At 38.3% G+C, this 17,814-nt stretch carries 15 protein-coding genes; 11 read left to right on the top strand and 4 right to left on the bottom strand.

Annotation, left to right across the window (positions count from 1 at the left end; translation table 11 throughout):
* Window positions 1–102: 102 nt before the first annotated feature.
* From FTV32_RS05960 to dnaX, 7 genes are all read left to right on the top strand, one after another.
* Window positions 103–1,494 carry a 3-oxoacyl-ACP reductase gene (locus FTV32_RS05960; RefSeq protein WP_092767789.1) on the top strand — a complete coding sequence of 464 codons (1,392 nt, stop codon included), beginning with the start codon at window positions 103–105 and terminating at the stop codon, window positions 1,492–1,494.
* Between the two features lie 140 nt (window positions 1,495–1,634).
* On the top strand, window positions 1,635–2,489 hold the full coding sequence (locus FTV32_RS05955; RefSeq protein ID WP_092767854.1) for a MaoC/PaaZ C-terminal domain-containing protein: 855 nt from the start codon (window positions 1,635–1,637) through the stop codon (window positions 2,487–2,489).
* A 68-nt stretch (window positions 2,490–2,557) separates the two neighbouring features.
* Window positions 2,558–3,817 (top strand): serine hydrolase domain-containing protein, encoded by a 1,260-nt coding sequence (locus FTV32_RS05950; RefSeq protein WP_373683312.1) that lies wholly within the window; start codon window positions 2,558–2,560, stop codon window positions 3,815–3,817.
* A 69-nt stretch (window positions 3,818–3,886) separates the two neighbouring features.
* Window positions 3,887–5,656, top strand: coding sequence for a metalloendopeptidase CpaA (cpaA, locus tag FTV32_RS05945; protein WP_180028193.1), 1,770 nt, complete (start codon window positions 3,887–3,889; stop codon window positions 5,654–5,656).
* Window positions 5,657–5,659: 3 nt separating this feature from the next.
* The gene (cpaB, locus tag FTV32_RS05940) at window positions 5,660–6,277 is read left to right on the top strand and encodes a metalloprotease secretion chaperone CpaB (protein WP_180028192.1); all 618 of its coding nucleotides are present in this window, start codon (window positions 5,660–5,662) and stop codon (window positions 6,275–6,277) included.
* 60 nt (window positions 6,278–6,337) lie between these two features.
* On the top strand, window positions 6,338–6,796 hold the full coding sequence (locus tag FTV32_RS05935; RefSeq protein ID WP_180028191.1) for a copper resistance protein NlpE N-terminal domain-containing protein: 459 nt from the start codon (window positions 6,338–6,340) through the stop codon (window positions 6,794–6,796).
* Window positions 6,797–6,914: 118 nt separating this feature from the next.
* Window positions 6,915–9,041, top strand: coding sequence for a DNA polymerase III subunit gamma/tau (gene dnaX, locus FTV32_RS05930; RefSeq protein ID WP_180028190.1), 2,127 nt, complete (start codon window positions 6,915–6,917; stop codon window positions 9,039–9,041).
* On the opposite strand, the gene FTV32_RS05925 is transcribed toward dnaX, so the two are convergent.
* Complete coding sequence (locus FTV32_RS05925; RefSeq protein WP_092767801.1) at window positions 9,038–9,481, bottom strand: thioesterase family protein; 444 nt, start codon at window positions 9,479–9,481, stop codon at window positions 9,038–9,040. The two genes, dnaX and FTV32_RS05925, sit on opposite strands and share 4 nt — an antisense overlap.
* Before the next feature lie 37 nt (window positions 9,482–9,518).
* The gene (locus FTV32_RS05920; RefSeq protein ID WP_180028189.1) at window positions 9,519–10,679 is read right to left on the bottom strand and encodes an iron-containing alcohol dehydrogenase; all 1,161 of its coding nucleotides are present in this window, start codon (window positions 10,677–10,679) and stop codon (window positions 9,519–9,521) included.
* 113 nt (window positions 10,680–10,792) lie between these two features.
* On the opposite strand from FTV32_RS05920, the gene FTV32_RS05915 reads away from it, so the two are divergent.
* The 4 genes from FTV32_RS05915 to FTV32_RS05900 are packed head-to-tail and all read left to right on the top strand — an operon-like array spanning window position 10,793 to window position 14,530.
* Window positions 10,793–11,314, top strand: a complete 522-nt coding sequence (locus FTV32_RS05915; protein ID WP_180028188.1) for a low molecular weight protein-tyrosine-phosphatase — start codon at window positions 10,793–10,795, stop codon at window positions 11,312–11,314.
* 12 nt (window positions 11,315–11,326) lie between these two features.
* Complete coding sequence (gene murB / locus FTV32_RS05910; RefSeq protein WP_180028241.1) at window positions 11,327–12,361, top strand: UDP-N-acetylmuramate dehydrogenase; 1,035 nt, start codon at window positions 11,327–11,329, stop codon at window positions 12,359–12,361.
* 10 nt (window positions 12,362–12,371) lie between these two features.
* Complete coding sequence (locus FTV32_RS05905) at window positions 12,372–13,502, top strand: YdcF family protein (RefSeq protein ID WP_180028187.1); 1,131 nt, start codon at window positions 12,372–12,374, stop codon at window positions 13,500–13,502.
* A complete protein-coding gene (locus FTV32_RS05900) occupies window positions 13,502–14,530 on the top strand; it encodes an alpha/beta hydrolase (protein ID WP_035266046.1) in 1,029 nt (342 codons plus the stop codon). Before FTV32_RS05905 ends, FTV32_RS05900 begins: the two co-directional genes overlap by 1 nt.
* A gap of 36 nt (window positions 14,531–14,566) precedes the next feature.
* On the opposite strand, the gene FTV32_RS05895 is transcribed toward FTV32_RS05900, so the two are convergent.
* Window positions 14,567–16,237 carry an FMN-binding glutamate synthase family protein gene (locus FTV32_RS05895; protein WP_180028186.1) on the bottom strand — a complete coding sequence of 557 codons (1,671 nt, stop codon included), beginning with the start codon at window positions 16,235–16,237 and terminating at the stop codon, window positions 14,567–14,569.
* A 110-nt stretch (window positions 16,238–16,347) separates the two neighbouring features.
* A complete protein-coding gene (locus FTV32_RS05890) occupies window positions 16,348–17,514 on the bottom strand; it encodes a cupin domain-containing protein (RefSeq protein ID WP_180028185.1) in 1,167 nt (388 codons plus the stop codon).
* Window positions 17,515–17,814: the final 300 nt, after the last annotated feature.

Below are 17,814 nucleotides of genomic sequence, written 5' to 3'. Positions count from 1 at the left end.
GAAACGCAGGGATCGATTAATTTACTAAGTATCAGAGTTTGAACTGAACTTCATCTACATCATAGATCCTTCAAAAAATTATTCTATCGAGAGATCATATTCATGACTGACCAATATCAAGCTTTTGCAAAATCTCCAATTGGTAAATTTGTCATCAAAAATTTAGGTTTACCATCTCCAATTCACTTAGATCGCTTTGAATCAGCAACGCCTGTTGTTCAAGGCGCTGTTTTATTCGGTTCTGCGTCTAAAAGTCTTTTTAATGGTGAAATTGCGCAAGTTCTGAGTAATATTCATGCCAACAGCTATGCGGGAAACAATGCTGAGTTACAACAAGCTGCAGCTAAAGTAGGGTTGAACTTAGGTGCGTTTAATGAAGGCGATAAAGAGTCGAAATTCAAAGCAGTTGTGTTTGATGCTTCGGGTATTCAGGACTCTGAACAGTTAATTGAATTGTATAAATTCTTTAATCCAATTGCTCGCCAAATTCAAACTTCAGGTCGTGTAGTCGTCGTTGGCTTGACACCAGAATCAGCACCTACAGTGAAACAAGCGATTGCTCAACGTGCATTAGAAGGTTTCGTGAAATCTGTAGGTAAAGAATTTAAGAAAGGTATTGCTGCACAATTGGTTTATGTAGATCAAGATGCTGCTTTAAATCTTGAATCTACACTTCGTTTTGTACTTTCTCCGCGCTCAGCGTATGTATCAGGTCAAGTCATTCGTGTTTCAAAAGCAAATGTTGTTGATGTTGATTGGACTAAACCACTTGCGGGCAAAACTGCAGTGGTCACAGGTGCAAGTCGTGGTATTGGTGAAGCGATTGCGCATGTTTTGTCGCGTGATGGTGCTCATGTCATTTGCTTAGATGTACCACAACAACAAGCAGATCTTGATCGTGTTGCGAGTGAAATTGGTGGATCGACTTTAGCGATTGATATCACTGCACCAGATGCTGGAGAAAAAATCAAAGCTGCAGCGGCTGCTCAAGGCGGGCTAGATGTGATTGTCCATAATGCCGGTATTACACGTGATAAAACGCTTGCTAATATGAAGCCAGAGCTTTGGGATCTTGTGATTAACATTAACTTATCTGCGATTGAGCGTGTGAATGAATATTTGTTGTCTAATGAAGGCATCAATGAAAATGGTCGCATCGTTTGCGTATCTTCGATTTCAGGTATTGCGGGTAACCTCGGTCAAACGAACTACGCAGCTTCTAAAGCTGGTGTGATTGGTTTAGTGAAATTTACAGCACCAATTTTGAAAAATGGTGTAACGATTAATGCTGTTGCTCCTGGATTTATTGAAACTCAAATGACAGCAGCGATTCCATTCGCAATTCGTGAAGCGGGTCGCCGTATGAATTCGATGAGTCAAGGTGGTCAACCAGTTGATGTGGCTGAAACAATCGCATTATTTGCTTCATCTGCTTCAACGGGGCTGAATGGAAACATTGTACGTGTGTGCGGTCAAAGTTTATTAGGTGCTTAAGCTTTAGTGGTCATAGATTGTTAAATGAAAGAGAGTAATGTTCAGGCATTGCTCTCTTTATTGCTCGTATGATTTGTTATGATCGTTTTGTTGAGCTGCAAACTGTAAATTTTTTATAAAGATAAATGGGAATTTTTAACATGAAAACACGTCACTTTAGTCAATTGCCAAAAGCTTATTTAGCTTATCCTAAAGTCATTAAAGGTTTAATTTTTAAAAAACCGAAAGGCGAAAAGACACTTCCACAAGTGGATTACATCGTTGATGAATATCGTGTTGATCATGACCATTTAAAATCTTATAACGAAATTTGTGGTTATAAGAATAATGGATATGTACCATCGACTTACTTGGCAGTCATTTCTCAAAGTTTGCAGATGCAAATGATGACACAAGAACCTTTCCCATTTGCTTTGCTGGGTTTGGTTCATATTCGTAATCAAGTTAAGCAGTATCGCAAAATTGGAGTGAATGAAACTATCACGCTATCATGCAAATTTGGTGAGTTAAAACCACATGACAAAGGTTTGCAATTTGACTTCATTACGACTGCAAAAGTAGGAAATGATGTAGTGATGGAAGGTTTAACGACCTATCTTTCTCGTCAAAAAACAAATACTTCATCCGCTTCAAAGGCGAAAGAAGATCAGTTGCCTGAATTTAAATCACAGGGTAATTGGAAAGTCGCTGAAAACACGGGGCGTCGCTATGCGCTCGTTTCAGGTGATTTTAACCTTATTCATATTCATGCAGTTACAGCGAAAGCATTTGGTTTTAAACAAGCGATTGCACATGGCATGTGGAGTAAAGCTAAAGCATTAGCAAGTATTAGTTTACCGGATGCTTATGATGCTGATGTTTATTTTAAGTTGCCTATGTTTTTACCATCTGAGGTTGAATTTTTAACGGGTGAGCGAGATCAAGCGACATATTTGTTAGTTCGTAATGCAAAATCACAAAAACCTCATGTTTCTGGTGTTGTGAAACCACTTTAATAGATGCTGTAGGCCTAACATGTTTGTTAGGCTTTTTTATAACTATAAATCAAGGATAGAAGATGAAAATTCTAAAAGATTTAATTTACGCTGACACACATAATTATAAGGGTATCGTTCACCATCAGTTTGCAGATTTGGCACATTTATTTAGTCGTTTACAAGACTCTCGTACTGAACAAGGTGGTGCATCATTGGCTGTATATTATGGTCAAGAAAAAGTGGTTGATATTTATGTTGGAAAAAAGTCTTCGAGTGAAGAGTGGTCAGAAGACACGATGGCGATGTGCTATTCCACCGGAAAAGGGATCTTAGCGACTTTGTCGCATATTCTAGTGAGTGAAGGGAAATTAGACTATCGTCAACCCATAGCTGATTATTGGCCAGAATTTGCTGAACATGGAAAATCTAATATTACTTTGGCTGACGTATTGAGTCACCGTAGTGGTTTATATGATGTTAGAAATGTCATTGCTCAAGCATCTGAAATGGCAGACTGGGATCACATGCTCAATGTGATGGCTAGCGCGACACCACGTTTTAAACCCAATTCAAATTATGCATATCAAGCACTTACGTATGGCTGGTTATTAGGAGGGCTGATTGAAAAAGCGACTCAGCAAAATCTTTCTGAGCTGATGAATCAATATTTAGTAGAACCACTTCAATTAGATGGTGCCTATTTTGGTGTCCCTCAGGATCAACTTTCAAGAATAGCCAAACCTCTAGAAAAAACAAATATTGAAAGAAAGTCATCAACTACTCAAGTTGCACAACAAAAGAAGAAAAAACAGAAAGTTTCATTTCCGGATCGTATCATTCAATATTCTGGTCAAAATCCTGATGATTTTATAGATGCAATGATTCCAAAGGGAATGAAGGGTTTTAGCTTTTTTGATGATCGTGTTCTGACTCAACCCATTCCTGCTGCTAATGGTGTATTTACAGCCAGAAGTTTAGCGAAAATCTATGCCATGATGGCGCACTATGGTCAGTTCGAATCAAGACAATTTATCAAGCCACTTGTATTCAAACAACTTTCGCAAATTCAAAGTTATGATCGAGACAAGGTGATGCCAATACCTATGCATTGGCGTTTGGGTTATCACAGAGTTATCACGCTCGGTAAAAGTGCAAAAAATGGTTTTGGTCATATGGGCTACAACGGATCAGGAGCTTGGTGTGATCCTGAAAGAAAATTAAGTTTTGCCTATACCCATAATTATCCTGTTGGGTCAATTACAGGGGATTATCGTTTGTGGAGTTTATCGCAAGAGGCATTGAGATGTGTGGATCACATTAATAATGGTAAAAAGGGATGGTTTTAACATTTACAAAGGGGAATTTGTATTTATAATGTACACTAACTTTAACTAAAATAAACAAATAGTGACATGATGAATAAAAAAATTACCTTTTTACTAATGGGTTGTTTGATGAGTGGTGTTGTGGCAAGTACAGTACTTACACCAAACCAAAATCAGCAAAGCGGTCAGATTCCGAGCGGTTATGCTGAATTAGAATTTAAATTAGGTGATGGAAATTGGACGAAGCAAATCTATCTGCCAAACAATCCAAAAAATAATGACAAGATTAGAATTTCTTCATCGGCGGGATATACGGCATATCTAGATACTTCCAATATAGATATTCCACTTGAATCAATTCAAATCAATAGAGGAAACACATTCGACTTTATTTATAGTGAATCTTTAAAAAAATGGCGAATCAACAGTACACCTAGTGCCATTGTCGATAATTCAAGTGTACAAAATATTATATCTAATCAACAAATAATACAGCGAGTTCATCTAAAAGATGGCGCTTGGGCAAAGAAAATAGTATTGCCGAGCGATGTAACTAACAGTACGGTAATGTTGATTGAATCTGATGCAGGCTGGGATTCATCAATTGATACAACAAATCTTCTTTTTTCGAGTAATTTTAATTTAAAAAAAGGAGATCGCTATTGGTTTGTATTTAATCAAAAACTAAAAAAATGGGTTCCTGAATATATCAAGCCGAGGCAAATAAATGTTAGTTCAGTGGGTACTCAGTTAAATAAAACCGATAGCCCTTTAACTGAAATTATTTTTGGTGATGGAAACTGGGTGTCACAATTCACGTTACCAAGTTCAGCATATGACCGTGATCGTGTGATCGTGAAGTCGACTGCAACATGGGAAGCTACTATTTCAAATCAGAATATCAATACCTCAGCAACTTTAAAACTAAATAGAGGTGATCGATATGAATTTATGTTTGTAAAAGAATTAGCGAAGTGGATTTTAGTTTCTGCACCAGAACGTGTGATACAAGCGAAAGATTTAAATAATCAAAAAGTTCCTGATCCTAAACAACCAGTGACACGTGTTAAGTTGGCAAATGGAAATTGGCAATCAGTAATTAATTTACCTGATCGTGCTCAAATCAATGACAAGATAATCATAAGTTCTGGAGCGGCGTGGAGCAGCACAATTCAGGCATCCAATAATTTACGACAAACGATTCAAACTGGTGAAACACTACGTTTTGTCTATACATCTCAAGGATGGCAAGCTGATAGTTCAACGATTGACATGCTTTTGGTGAGTAGTCCTGCTGTTGCAGAGAAATTAGGTGCAAATGCAGCGAAAATTAGATTGATTGAAGGCTTTGACCTAACCAATGTGTCTGCAGAGAATTCAAATGCCAAGTTTTATCTACGCAACGTTGGTTATCTGCAATATAAAACACCAGGTTCTAAAACATTAAACAATGTCCTTGATATTGGTCGTGTGGACAAAGTTATTCAGAATGAGCGTAATCGCTTAAAAGCTGATGCTATATATTATGAAGGTGATGAAGAGGGCTGTGGTTTAGCGTACTTACTTGTAAACCCTAACTCCAATTATATGATCGGTAGTGGAAGTATTAACTGTGGAGTCACGGTTTTACGACATGAATTCGGTCATAATATGGGGGTGGATCATCATGATACCGCTGGACCAGCACGTGGTTTGGAGCATCCTTTGGGTAGTACGATTATGGGAGGTAATAGTATCTCTTATTTCTCAAGCCCAGATTTATTCCATCCAAAGTATGGATACCAATTAGGGGGTACGAATGATCGTGATGCTGTCACTATGATTAATAAAAATGCTAAAGCAGTGTCGCTATTCAAATAATTTATGAAAGTAATTTATATTTTATTGGGTGTAGCAGTTTTTGTGACTGCTACATTTACGTTATATCTAAAACCCGAAAAAGACAAACCATCTGCAAGCTTACAGCAGCATCAAGTTGAAAATGAACTGGGTCAAAATGTTTATGCTCATGACGAACGCCTTAAAAATAAGAATGAGTCATCGAGTTCTCATCTGATGGCTGAGCTTATGCCTGTACTAGAACAAAATGTTGAACGGCATATGATTCTTCCAGAAAGTTTTCAGCATCGGGCTGACACGGGTTATTTATTTAAGTTTAGCCCTGATCAAGTGGCGAGCATGAAAGAGGGCAGTAAATTTCCCTTGAAACTTTTGCAATTTGGTATCAATCGTGTGGCCGAAATTACTGAGATTGAACAAGTTGAGGATGGAATTGTGAGATATAAGGGGCAATTTGAGGATTATCCTGCTGATCTAAACTATTTTACGATTACTCAAAGTATTGAAGATCAATATGCAATTATTAAAGTTTATACAGATAAAGGGTCATATTTTGCTGAAGTAATTAAAGGGATTGGACTCGCTTACCCTGATCAAGTTTTACATGATGATGGGGTTCACGTGCACCAACATACGCATTGATTCATACGCAGACTTGAGATATGGTAATTTTCACAAAATTGTTAAAATTGATTTGTGATTATGCGCCGTAGTACTGTCATCCCATTCGTTTTGATATCGTCGATTCATATGGCTTCTTGCGATCAGTCCACGCAATCAAATCAACTCTTGAAACAGAATGATTCAATAAAAAATCAAGTAACACCTCAATATATTGGTTTATATCAAGGTACTACGCCATGTATGGGGTGTTTTTCGCGTTGTGATGATTGTCCTGGTATGGCTGTAGATTTACAACTTAACGCAGACCAAACGTATGTGTTGTCACGATTAAGTCTAAGCGGTCATAACCAAGCAGAAGAAATCAAAGGTCAGTTCAAATTAATTAATACTGAGAAGTCTTTGATTCAATTAAACGGTGTTCCAACCAGAAATATCATTCTTGTCGATTTGGTCAACAAAATGCTAGAAATTCGTATCGATGGGACTGGTGAGGAATACGAAAATTTTGATGATTTTAGTTTGAATTTAACAGGTTAAATTTTCCCAAGAAAAAAGAGTTGGGTTTAAATTGTTTTTTGAATGTATGAATGATCTGTAACGCATTCACTCTTGCCAAAAAAAACAGTATGCTTAGTCCTGTAATTAGGGAGCATTCATGTATCAGGTTCTTGCGCGTAAATATCGTCCACGTAATTTTTTAGAATTGGTTGGTCAAAACCATGTGTCGCGTGCATTAACCAGTGCTTTAGAGCGTGGTCGACTGCATCATGCTTATCTTTTTACGGGGACGCGTGGCGTTGGTAAAACAACGATTGCAAGGATTCTTGCTAAATGTCTGAACTGTGAAACAGGTGTAACATCTACACCGTGTGAAGTATGCCCAACGTGTACCGCAGTCAATGAAGGTCGATTTATAGACTTAATTGAAATTGACGCAGCATCCCGAACCAAAGTTGAGGATACACGAGAATTATTGGATAACGTACCTTATGCACCAACGCAAGGTCGTTTTAAAGTGTATCTCATTGATGAAGTACACATGCTGTCCACACATTCTTTCAATGCTTTACTCAAGACACTTGAAGAACCGCCTGAACATGTCAAATTTTTATTTGCGACGACAGATCCTCAAAAACTTCCAATTACGGTTATTTCACGTTGTTTGCAATTTACTTTACGCCCATTGGCGGTTGATGAAATCACTTCACATCTCACACAAATTTTAACTAAAGAATCAATTAATGCGGAAGCTGATGCGATTTGGCAGATCGCTGAGTCAGCACAAGGTTCTTTACGTGATGCACTGTCGCTAACAGATCAAGCAATTGCATATGGGCAAGGTGCGATTCACCACCAAGATGTGAAAGAAATGCTGGGTTTGATTGATCGCACGATTATTTTCGACCTTATTTTGGCGATACATCAAAATCAACGTGCTAAAGTCAGTGCTTTATTACTCCAATTCCGTCAACAAGCACTTGATGTTTCTTTGGTGTTGGATCAACTCATTTCAACTTTACATGAGTTGGCTTTACTCCAATACTTACCAGACTTGAGTTTAAAATATAGTGCTGAGATTAATCAGAAAATTATGCAGCTTTCGAGCATTATTTCTGCTCAAGATCTACAATTGTATTATCAAATTGCATGTAAAGGTCGTGCTGAATTACAAATTGCAGTGACTCAAGAGCAAGGCTTTGAAATGTGTGTGCTCAGGTTGTTGGCATTCCGCCCGATGGTGAATAATGAGCAGCTGACCACTCAAGCACCTCCAGAACAATCAAATGTCTTAAAAGAAGCTGAAAATTTCAATCAGATTTCGACAGAGAATTCAGAATCTATATCGGCTGATCATCAAGAAGCAGGATCGAAAATCAGTTCGCCTGAGAATAATACGAGTTCGATTCAGCGTAGTCGTGATGTAAATGATGAGGAAAATACGGATCTAATCTTATTTCAGCAGATGATGGCATCTGATGATGAGGCTGTTCCTACGGAGTTAGTTCATCCTGAAAAATCTGAATCTGAAAACTTGCATTCAACAGAATTAAATCATGCGGATGATGTCGGTCAGTCTGTATCTGTTGATGTGAAACAAGAGAATTTAACCAACTCTGTGGTAGGCAGTGGGGGGATTGAGCTGACTTCATTTGGAGCAAGCTTTAATTCAGAGCCTGTTGAATCTTCTATTGTTGATCAAGACAATATTTTCTTTTTAGAGCCTAAGCCAAGTGAACATTCTGCTGAAAGCGCTGAATTGTCAGTTCAAGAAGAAGGATCATCGAATGGCACTCATTGCCCAAGTCTAGATCTACTTGATGAGAATAAAAATGTTGTCGCAGATGCTGGCTTAAAAGGTTTAATGCCTCAAGATATTTTAAGGCTTGAGCCTGTCGAATTGGTAGGTGAATGGGATACTCAAAAGTGGGAATATTGGTTCAGAAATAGTCCATTAACACCTGCGGTACAAGAATTAGCACAACAAGGTCTTATGCAAGGTCAAATTGATGGAACATGTGAATTCTATATCCCTGCAAAATACGAAGCTTTATTGCACTCACTCATTCCGAGTTTAGAAGCAGTACTCAAGCAATCATTTTCAAAATCTCAATTAATCGTAAAATACAACGAACCAAACGGTGAGACGCCTTTCGATCTGCAGGAAAAGCGTAAGCAAAAGGCATATCGACGTGCTGAAGAATTGATTCATCAAGAACCCGTCGTGGAAGACTTGTTAAAAATTTTCGGCGGTGAGCTACATAATATTCAGCTTAAGTCTTAAGTTGATTTCGTCATAAACGTAGTTAAGGCTTCGCGTATTGAGTTTGGTAATTCAATACTTTTACGAGAGTCACGGTCGACAAATACATGCACAAAATAACCTTGAGCAGCAGGCTCTGATTGATTTTTCTTAAATATTGAAATGCTATACGTCACTGAAGATCGTCCAATCTTTTCGATAGCGACAGCAACATCAATCACTTCGGGGTAGGATAGTTCAGAAAAATATGTACATTTTGATTCAACAACGAGTCCAATGATAGGCGATGTTTTAAAGTCAAATAGTGCGTGTTGAATAAGTAGCGCATTTGCGGCGGTGTCAAAGTAGCTGTAATAAGTGACGTTATTGACATGCCCATACACGTCATTATCAGCCCAACGGGTTTGGATGGGAAAAAAGAATTGATAGTCTGCTCTAGTTTTTTTTGAAATAGTTGTCATATTTTATTCAGAAAGTTGATTAAAGATTTCGAGTCATTTAATGATAAATTGCTTGGTAGATGCTTAAAGCATCAGCATAGCTTAGAGCTCTAGGATTGTTTTGTAAGAGGCGCGTTTGTTGCATCGCATCATTAGCTAACATCTCTAAATCTGATTCTTGTACACCTAGCTCATTGAGTTTTAAGCTCAACCCACTCTGGCTAACATGCCTTTCCATATGATCAATAAATAAATCACATAAGCCATCAGTATTGCCTTTGCTATATGGGTCAATCCATTGCATCAGTTCAGCATAGTATTTCTTCGCTTGAGGTGCATTGAATTTCAGTGTTTCAACAAGCACGATTGCATTGGTATGACCATGCGATAAGTGATAATGCCCGCCCAAAGGATAGGCAAGCGCATGAACAGCTCCAACAGGAGCATTTGCAAATGCTTGTCCAGCCAACATAGAGCCTAAGAGCATTTTTTGGCGCGCTTCTAGGTTTTGGGGTTGCTCTAGAACAAGTTTTAAATTTTGATTCAATAAATCCAATGCTTGTTTAGCGAGCAAATCAGAATAGAAATTTTTCTTTAGTTTTGAGGTGTAGGCTTCAATTGCATGCACCATTGCATCAATTCCTGTTGCTGCAGTGATGTGAGCCGGAAGACCTTGAGTAAAAGTTGCATCTAAAATGGCAGTATCCGCATACAGAACGGGTGAAACAATTCCTGTTTTTGTTGTTTTGCCTGTAGTGACAATAGAGATTGGTGTAACTTCAGAACCCGTACCTGCAGTTGTAGGCACTAAGATAAGTGGTAATCGTGGCGATTGAGCTTGATTGACGCCATATAACTCAGAAATCGTTTGGGTTTGATTGGGGTGTGCAAGTACGGCAATAATTTTTGCCACGTCTAAGGAGCTACCACCGCCAAAACCAATGACTGCATCAATGTGTAAACGTTTTGCTTCATCTACTGCATTTAAGATGACTTCCTCAGGAGGGTCTGCAACGACATCGGAAAAAATACTGAACTCAGTCCCAGTAGCGTTGAAAATGTGAAGAATAGGTTGGTGGAGGTGATGATCAATAATTCCTTGATCTGTGACGAGAAGAACTTTATTAAATCGATGTTGTTTTAAAATTGAGCCAAGCTGTTGAATACTCCCTAAACCAGAAATAATATTCCCGACAGTTTGAAATTGAAATTGGCTCATCACACATCCTTTTTGCGCTTTAAATAAGATTATTGTTTTACAGTTCTATAGGATTCACTCCTTAAATAACTTAACATATGCACTGCGAAAGTATATGTATTTTTGAGGCGAAGATGACGACGAAAATGCCATACAAAATTTTATGTGTATGTTTAGGAAATATTTGTCGTTCCCCAACAGCAGAAGTGGTAATGAAACACTTTGCGGATTTAGAAAAATTAAATATTCAAGTTGATTCAGCTGGAACCAGTAACTACCACCCAAACAAAGCGCCTGATCATCGAAGTCAAAAGCACGCATTGAAACGAGGGTATTATTTATCTTCATTACGTGCGAGACAGATTCGTATTGAAGACTTTAAGGAATTCGATTTAATCTTGGCGATGGATCATGAAAATCTAGTAAATATTCAGAAACTGCAAGTTGAAGCAGCGCAGATATTTCAAAACCATGAATTGCGAGCAAAAATAGAGCTCATGAGTGCCAAAGATCCTTCATATTTAAATCAACCCGTACCAGATCCTTACTATGGTGGAGATGATGGCTTTGAGTTGGTCTTAGATCAATGTGAGTCGAATAGTAAAGCATGGATTAGTTACTTAAAACCAATGTTGCAGCAGTCAAACGTTGAGTAAGATAAAAATATGATTGATATTCAAACTAATATACAACTCCAGTCTTTCAATACGTTGAATTTAAATGCTGTTGCATCTCATTATTGTATTGTGCGATCTCTTCAAGATTTGCGTGAAGCAATTGAATTTGCTGAGCAAGCTCAATTAAACATGATGATACTTTCAGGGGGGAGTAATATGTTGCTCCCTGAGCATCTAGATGCTTTAGTTGTTCAATTACATTTAAATGATCTTGTCCTGCTTGCTGAAGATGATACCAATGTAACAATTCGAGTAGGTGCTGGACGTCACTGGCATGAGTTCGTGCTATGGACAACAGAGCAAGGTTTCTATGGATTGCAAAATCTCGCATTGATTCCAGGGTGGGTGGGTGCTGCACCTGTTCAGAACATTGGTGCCTATGGCGTTGAAGTCGGTGAATTTATTGAATTTGTAGAGGCTTTTGATCGTACTAAAAATGAAATCGTTCAAATCCAAGCGAGTGATTGTCATTTTTCATATCGACACAGCATTTTTAAAGTTCAGCCTGAGCGGTTTGTTATTACTGCGGTCATCTTTAAATTACTTAAACAGCCACAACTCAAAATGAATTATGGCGATTTAAAAGCTGCGATGGGCGATGACATCACACCATATAATTTACAGCAACAAGTGATCAAAATTCGTCAAAGTAAACTCCCAGATCCTGCAGAATATCCAAATGCAGGGAGCTTTTTTAAAAATCCGATTTTAATTAAAACGAAGTTTGAGGAAGTTTTACAGCTTCATCCCTCGATTCCACACTATCCACAAGCGGATGGTTCTGTAAAAGTTGCAGCAGGTTGGTTGATTGACCAAACAGGCTGGAAAGGAAAAAAATTAGGAAAAGTGGGAATGTTTGATCGACAGGCTTTAGTTTTAGTCAATTACGCTGATGCATCTCTTACAGATGTGCAAGCAACCTATCGCTCTGTGCAGCAAGATGTGTTAAATAAGTTTGGTATTTTATTAGAACCTGAGCCTGTTTTGTTCGATCAAAAAGGTTCTATTCAATCTCATTTGGTTTAAAAAGGACAGTATGTCTAGAAAACATTGGATGGTGACAACGGTGCGTATGATGGCGATCATATTCGCACTTTTGAGCTGTCTCATGGTTTTCTGGTATACACCATTTTATTCAGCACTTGTTGTGAAATCACTTCACGCATTTGTCCCTATCAAAGTTGACGAAATTGCGGCCAAGAGCCAGCAAATGGCAGCGTTAACTGATAAGGAGGATTTGGAGCCTGGTTCAAGGTTGTGGATTGCAAGACAAGCTTATCTCAAACTTATTGAAGAACAATTGAATGATCAAGGGGCTGAACAGCTTGCTGAAATTCAAACTCGCTATGTGTTATTAAAACAAAAAATTAAAGATGAATTGCTTACAGATATAAATACAAAGAATGAAACTAAAGAGGATGTTGTCTTCTCAATTGATCAGCCTGATTTAGCCAGTGATGTTGCCATAAGCCAAACTGATTCAACAAATTCATCCATCAATGAAGAAAAAAATCAGCGCTTGGCTTTGATGGAAAAATATGAATTTTTCCTTAGAAATCATCCCTTAGAAGATGATGAGGTTCAAACATTAGATCCGCAAATCTATAAAGATATCGCGTTGATTCAAAATGAAAATAAAACTTTATCAAATCAACAAGATAAACCTTATGCGATAGTAGTGTTGGGTGGTGGGTTGACGCTAGGGGATAATAAAATTGATATCGTAGTTAATGATTACACACGCTCTAGACTAGAAAAAACACTTGAGATTGAGAAGCAAACGGATTTACCTATTGTGTTGAGTGGTGTTGAAGCACCGTACATGCAATCTTGGCTAGCATCGCGTGGCGTAGAAGCGAATCTATTAGAGCAACGCAGCATGAATACCTGTGAGAATACACGCTTTAGTTCATTATTATTACAAAAAAAAGGAGGAGCGCCGACAGTGATTCTGATTACCGATCGTTATCATATGACACGTACACGACGTCTTTTTGCTTTGAACGGTATCAAGACAATTCCTGTTGAAGCGCCTATGCCTACAATGCTGACAACATGGCGTCCTAGCCAATTAAATTACGATCACAGTCGTCGTGCAAATTATGAATTACTTGCCACGATCAGAGATGTAATGTTTGGCTCTAGCGGTTGTCGGGAGGTTCCATAATGTCTGATATTCCATTTCTGAATCCAAATGTGTTGAAACAACTCGATTTACCCATTCCGAATCGAGAACAAACACCTTTAAGATTGGAACCATTAAATTTAAATCGACCTTATTCTCCTTCGAAAGAGATTCAAGCTTATCGTCATCTTTACGCACTTGATCGTCTTGAAGCGAATTATTGGCAGGGTTATATCAAAATGCCTTTGTTCAAACTTCATGTGCAGGTGTATCAACCTCGCATAGAGCAGGTGAAAGGTACTGTATTCTTATTGCATGGCTATTTGGAACACAGTGGGATTTACCAACCAATTATTGGTGAATTGCTGGATCAAGGTTTTAGTGTTTTGACCTATGATTTGCCAGGACATGGGTTAAGTGATGGCAATGCTGCCAGCATTCAGAATTTTGATCATTATCAGCAAGTACTCCATGCGGTTCACCAATATGTAAAACAAGCTGATCAATTGCCTAAACCATGGCTAGGTATTGGACAGAGTACTGGTGGTGCAATTTGGATGCATCATTTGTTGGAGTTTGCTGAACAACGTAAAAATCCAATTGTAGAACGTGTATTACTCTTGTCGCCATTAGTCAGACCTGCAAAAACAGCATGGTGGCATAATCCAGTAGGCTTGGGCATCATTCGCCGTATCAAACGTGAAGTTCCAAGACATTTTAAACGCAATAATCACAATCCTGAATTTTTAAGATTTGTACGTCTAAAAGACCCACTACAACCGCGCATGATGGGGATGGATTGGATATTAGCAATGTCAAAGTGGATGTTGGAAATGGAAAATCGACCTGCATGCCGAATTCCAGTTTGGCTCGCTCAAGGTGCCCAAGATCAAACTGTAGACTGGCGTTATAATATCGAATTTATACGCAGAAAGTTTCGCCTTCAGACCTTGCTCATGTTAGAGGAGGGATCTCATCAGTTGATCAATGAGCGTGCGGATATACGGGCAGCATTAACGGGTTTAATCCCAGCGTTCTTGCATGCTCAAAGTCACAAAGGATACTTTTAAAATAAAGGTGCTGATTTCAGCACCTTTTTGATGAAACTAGAATTTGCTGGCATCTGCCAAATTCCACATTCTGAAATAGAAATTTTCTTCGTCTTTATCTTTACAGTTCAATAGTTGACCCGATTCTAACCAAAAATGTAATTGAGCATAATTTTTGATTTCACGATCATTTATACGTTGCGCGAGATGATGAGCTTTAATTTCACTCGGATGATTTAAACCTGCAGCTGCTATCATTTCCGACAGTGAATGCAATGTATTTTTGTGGAAATTATAAACACGTTCTGCTTTCGTTGGTACATGTACTGCTTTTTGGCGCTCAGCATCTTGTGTTGCTACCCCAACAGGACACTGATTGGTATGGCAACTTTGAGCTTGGATACAACCGACAGCAAACATAAATCCACGAGCTGAATTCACCCAATCTGCACCTAAGGCAAAGGTACTTGCAATATCAAAAGCACTGATGATTTTACCACTTGCACCAATTTTTACTTTATCTCTTAATCCAGCACCTACTAAGGTATTGTGTGCAAATAAGAGCGCTTCACGCAGTGGCGTTCCGATATTATCGCTAAATTCAATCGGTGCAGCACCGGTTCCACCTTCTGATCCATCTACGACGATAAAATCAGGAACAATATTGGTTTCAAGCATCGCTTTGACAATACTCATAAATTGCCAAGGCTGTCCGATACATAATTTGAATCCAACAGGTTTACCACCTGATAGTTCACGTAACTTTTGAATAAAATGCATCATTTCAATCGGTGTATTAAAGCTAGGGTGGCTTGGCGGGGAAATACAATCGCGATCACGAGGAACACCACGAATCTTCGAAATTTCTTCTGTAATCTTATGTTTGGGTAAAATACCGCCGTGACCTGGTTTTGCACCTTGAGACAGTTTTAGCTCAATCATTTTGATATTGGGATGTTTGGCTTGAGCTTTAAATTTTTCAGGATCAAATAGACCGTCTTCAGTTCGACAACCAAAATATCCACTGGCGATTTGCCAAACAATATCTCCATTATTTTCAAGATGGTAGGGGCTTAGGCTTCCTTCGCCAGTATCATGATAGAACTGACCCATGTGGGCACCGAGATTAAGTGCGCGTATTGCATTAGCACTTAAACTCCCAAAACTCATTGCTGAAATATTCATGATTGATGCACTATAAGGTTGAGCGCACTGATCATTACCCACTTTAATACGGAAGGTGCTGGTATCAGCTGGGAGTTTCGGTGCAAGAGAGTGAGTAATGAAACGATAGTCATCTTGATATACATCAATAATTGAACCAAAAGGCTTATCAGCATTTTCATTCTTTGCACGCTGATAAACTAAGCTACGTTGCATTCTTGAAAAGGGTAAAGCGTCTTGGTCTGATTCAATAAAATATTGACGAATTTCGGGTCTGAAATCTTCAAATAAGAAGCGAAAATGCCCCATGATTGGGTAGTTCTTTAAAATCGAATGTTTATTTTGAAGTACATCATATAGGCCTAAGACACTGAGTAAACTGGTCAGTAGCCAAATAATATTAATGACACTGTCGGATAGAAAATAATAAATATAATGGGGGCTGTAAAATAGCCTAAGCCATGTAATACTCAGGGCGATGATAATACATGCGAACCATACAGAATGCCTTGAAAAAAAAGTGTTCAGTAATTTATGTCTTATTGCTTGAGCAGGACTTGCCATTTTTATTTTCCATCGTTCTTTACTGCAATTACCATACGAACTTCTATGGAATCAGACAAGTAGTGAATTGTTAGCTTACAGCTGTAAGCTAACAATTTATATTTATGGGTTTAGTTTTCTTCCGAAGGAAGCAACATAATGATCGAATTATTCAAGAGTTCCGCGAGATCTTCAAGAATGTGTTGATCATATAAATTTTCATCTAAAGCGATCATTTCACCATCAGCGATACGTTTTAAATGGGGTTTAAATTCTTCGGAGATGCATAAGCGTTCTCCATTTGCCCAAAAGGTAAGTTCATCATTGAAGTTGCTATAAAGCAAACGTGAAGCAGGTTCGATTTTTAATAAATAACCTTCTTCAAGAGCTTCTTCTAAATCACCTGTTCCAATTTCGTCATTTTCAGGAATATTGTTTGGGTAACCTGGTTGCGAAGCGAGACACATGATGGCTTCATTAAGCATCTCAGGATTTTGCAGTTGAGCTAAAAGTTGTTCTCGCAGATAACTAAGCTCATGATCAGTAATTTCGCCGACAGCAGTGCTGACAGAGCGTGTAATATCTAATAACGGTTTTTTCAGTTGTTCTTGTTCTGAAAAAGAATCACCAAGACTATCCATCATGTCTGAGATATTTGGCATGCGGAAACCGAAAGAATAGGTTAAACACTCATCTTCAGCTACGCCATAATGAGAAAGACTAGGTGGGACATATAGTAAATCTCCTGGCGCCAAAATTTCATCAAAATGAACTTCCATTTCTTGCAAAAGTTTTAAAGGCTGACCTGCAACGAGTGCTGTCTGTTCATCACACATTTGCCCTAATTGCCAACGGCGATGTCCGTAACCTTGAACTAAAAATACATCATAAAAATCGAAGTGCTTACCGACAGAGCCACCTTGTGGTGCGTAAGATACCATAATATCTTCACGACGCCATTGAGGAATAAAAGGAAATTTTTTCCATAACTCAGCAAGATCAAACGAATAGTGATCGACCGCTTGAACGAGTAGTGTCCATAATTTTGGCATTTTTTGGAAGTCTGCTTTGAGCAGTGGCGATGACTTCACATTCCATTGATTAGGGTCACGATCTTTTTGTTTGATCAAACGTGCAGTCACGTTTTCATCGAGTGCAAGCTCCATAACATCATTGGGTTCAAGTAAACCCACAATTTCAGGAGCTGCATTACGAACGAGGAGAGGTTTTTTTTGCCAATATTCCGTAAGGAATTGTTCAGCGCTAATACCGCCGAGAACGTCTAAAGTTTGGGACATAATAAGGACTACAATTTAGTTTGGCTTATTGTCCCTTGAACGATGCAAGTTCTGCAAGTGACACGGTTTTAAAAGCGCATGTTTTCTTACTTATGGATGATACAAATGAATATGAAAAAAATGAATATAGCTATTTTAAAGAAATAATTAATTTACACTTTGAGGGGAATTTCTGTTATTCCTAAGTAGAAATGTCCTACCTAATAACCAAATAGAAATGTCCTATACAGACATTTCCAAGTCAAGCACAGGATTCAGATTTCGTTCTTTGATTACTGTTTTCTGTGCACGTCTGCTTGG

It is taken from the genome of Acinetobacter sp. YH16032 (assembly GCF_013417345.1).
Classification (GTDB): domain Bacteria; phylum Pseudomonadota; class Gammaproteobacteria; order Pseudomonadales; family Moraxellaceae; genus Acinetobacter.
The sequence above is the reverse complement of the archived record's forward strand: the minus strand, read 5'-3'. Positions and strand labels throughout refer to the sequence as shown.

Excerpts from the sequence above, each read along its gene's own strand:
- FTV32_RS05960 (WP_092767789.1), top strand. The coding sequence starts at position 103 with ATGACTGACCAATATCAAGCTTTTGCAAAATCTCCAATTGGTAAATTT.
- FTV32_RS05955 (WP_092767854.1), top strand. The coding sequence starts at position 1,635 with ATGAAAACACGTCACTTTAGTCAATTGCCAAAAGCTTATTTAGCTTAT.
- cpaA (WP_180028193.1), top strand. The coding sequence starts at position 3,887 with ATGAATAAAAAAATTACCTTTTTACTAATGGGTTGTTTGATGAGTGGT.
- cpaB (WP_180028192.1), top strand. The coding sequence starts at position 5,660 with ATGAAAGTAATTTATATTTTATTGGGTGTAGCAGTTTTTGTGACTGCT.
- FTV32_RS05935 (WP_180028191.1), top strand. The coding sequence starts at position 6,338 with ATGCGCCGTAGTACTGTCATCCCATTCGTTTTGATATCGTCGATTCAT.
- dnaX (WP_180028190.1), top strand. The coding sequence starts at position 6,915 with ATGTATCAGGTTCTTGCGCGTAAATATCGTCCACGTAATTTTTTAGAA.
- FTV32_RS05925 (WP_092767801.1), bottom strand. The coding sequence starts at position 9,481 with ATGACAACTATTTCAAAAAAAACTAGAGCAGACTATCAATTCTTTTTT.
- FTV32_RS05920 (WP_180028189.1), bottom strand. The coding sequence starts at position 10,679 with ATGAGCCAATTTCAATTTCAAACTGTCGGGAATATTATTTCTGGTTTA.
- FTV32_RS05915 (WP_180028188.1), top strand. The coding sequence starts at position 10,793 with ATGACGACGAAAATGCCATACAAAATTTTATGTGTATGTTTAGGAAAT.
- FTV32_RS05905 (WP_180028187.1), top strand. The coding sequence starts at position 12,372 with ATGTCTAGAAAACATTGGATGGTGACAACGGTGCGTATGATGGCGATC.
- FTV32_RS05900 (WP_035266046.1), top strand. The coding sequence starts at position 13,502 with ATGTCTGATATTCCATTTCTGAATCCAAATGTGTTGAAACAACTCGAT.
- FTV32_RS05895 (WP_180028186.1), bottom strand. The coding sequence starts at position 16,237 with ATGGCAAGTCCTGCTCAAGCAATAAGACATAAATTACTGAACACTTTT.
- FTV32_RS05890 (WP_180028185.1), bottom strand. The coding sequence starts at position 17,514 with ATGTCCCAAACTTTAGACGTTCTCGGCGGTATTAGCGCTGAACAATTC.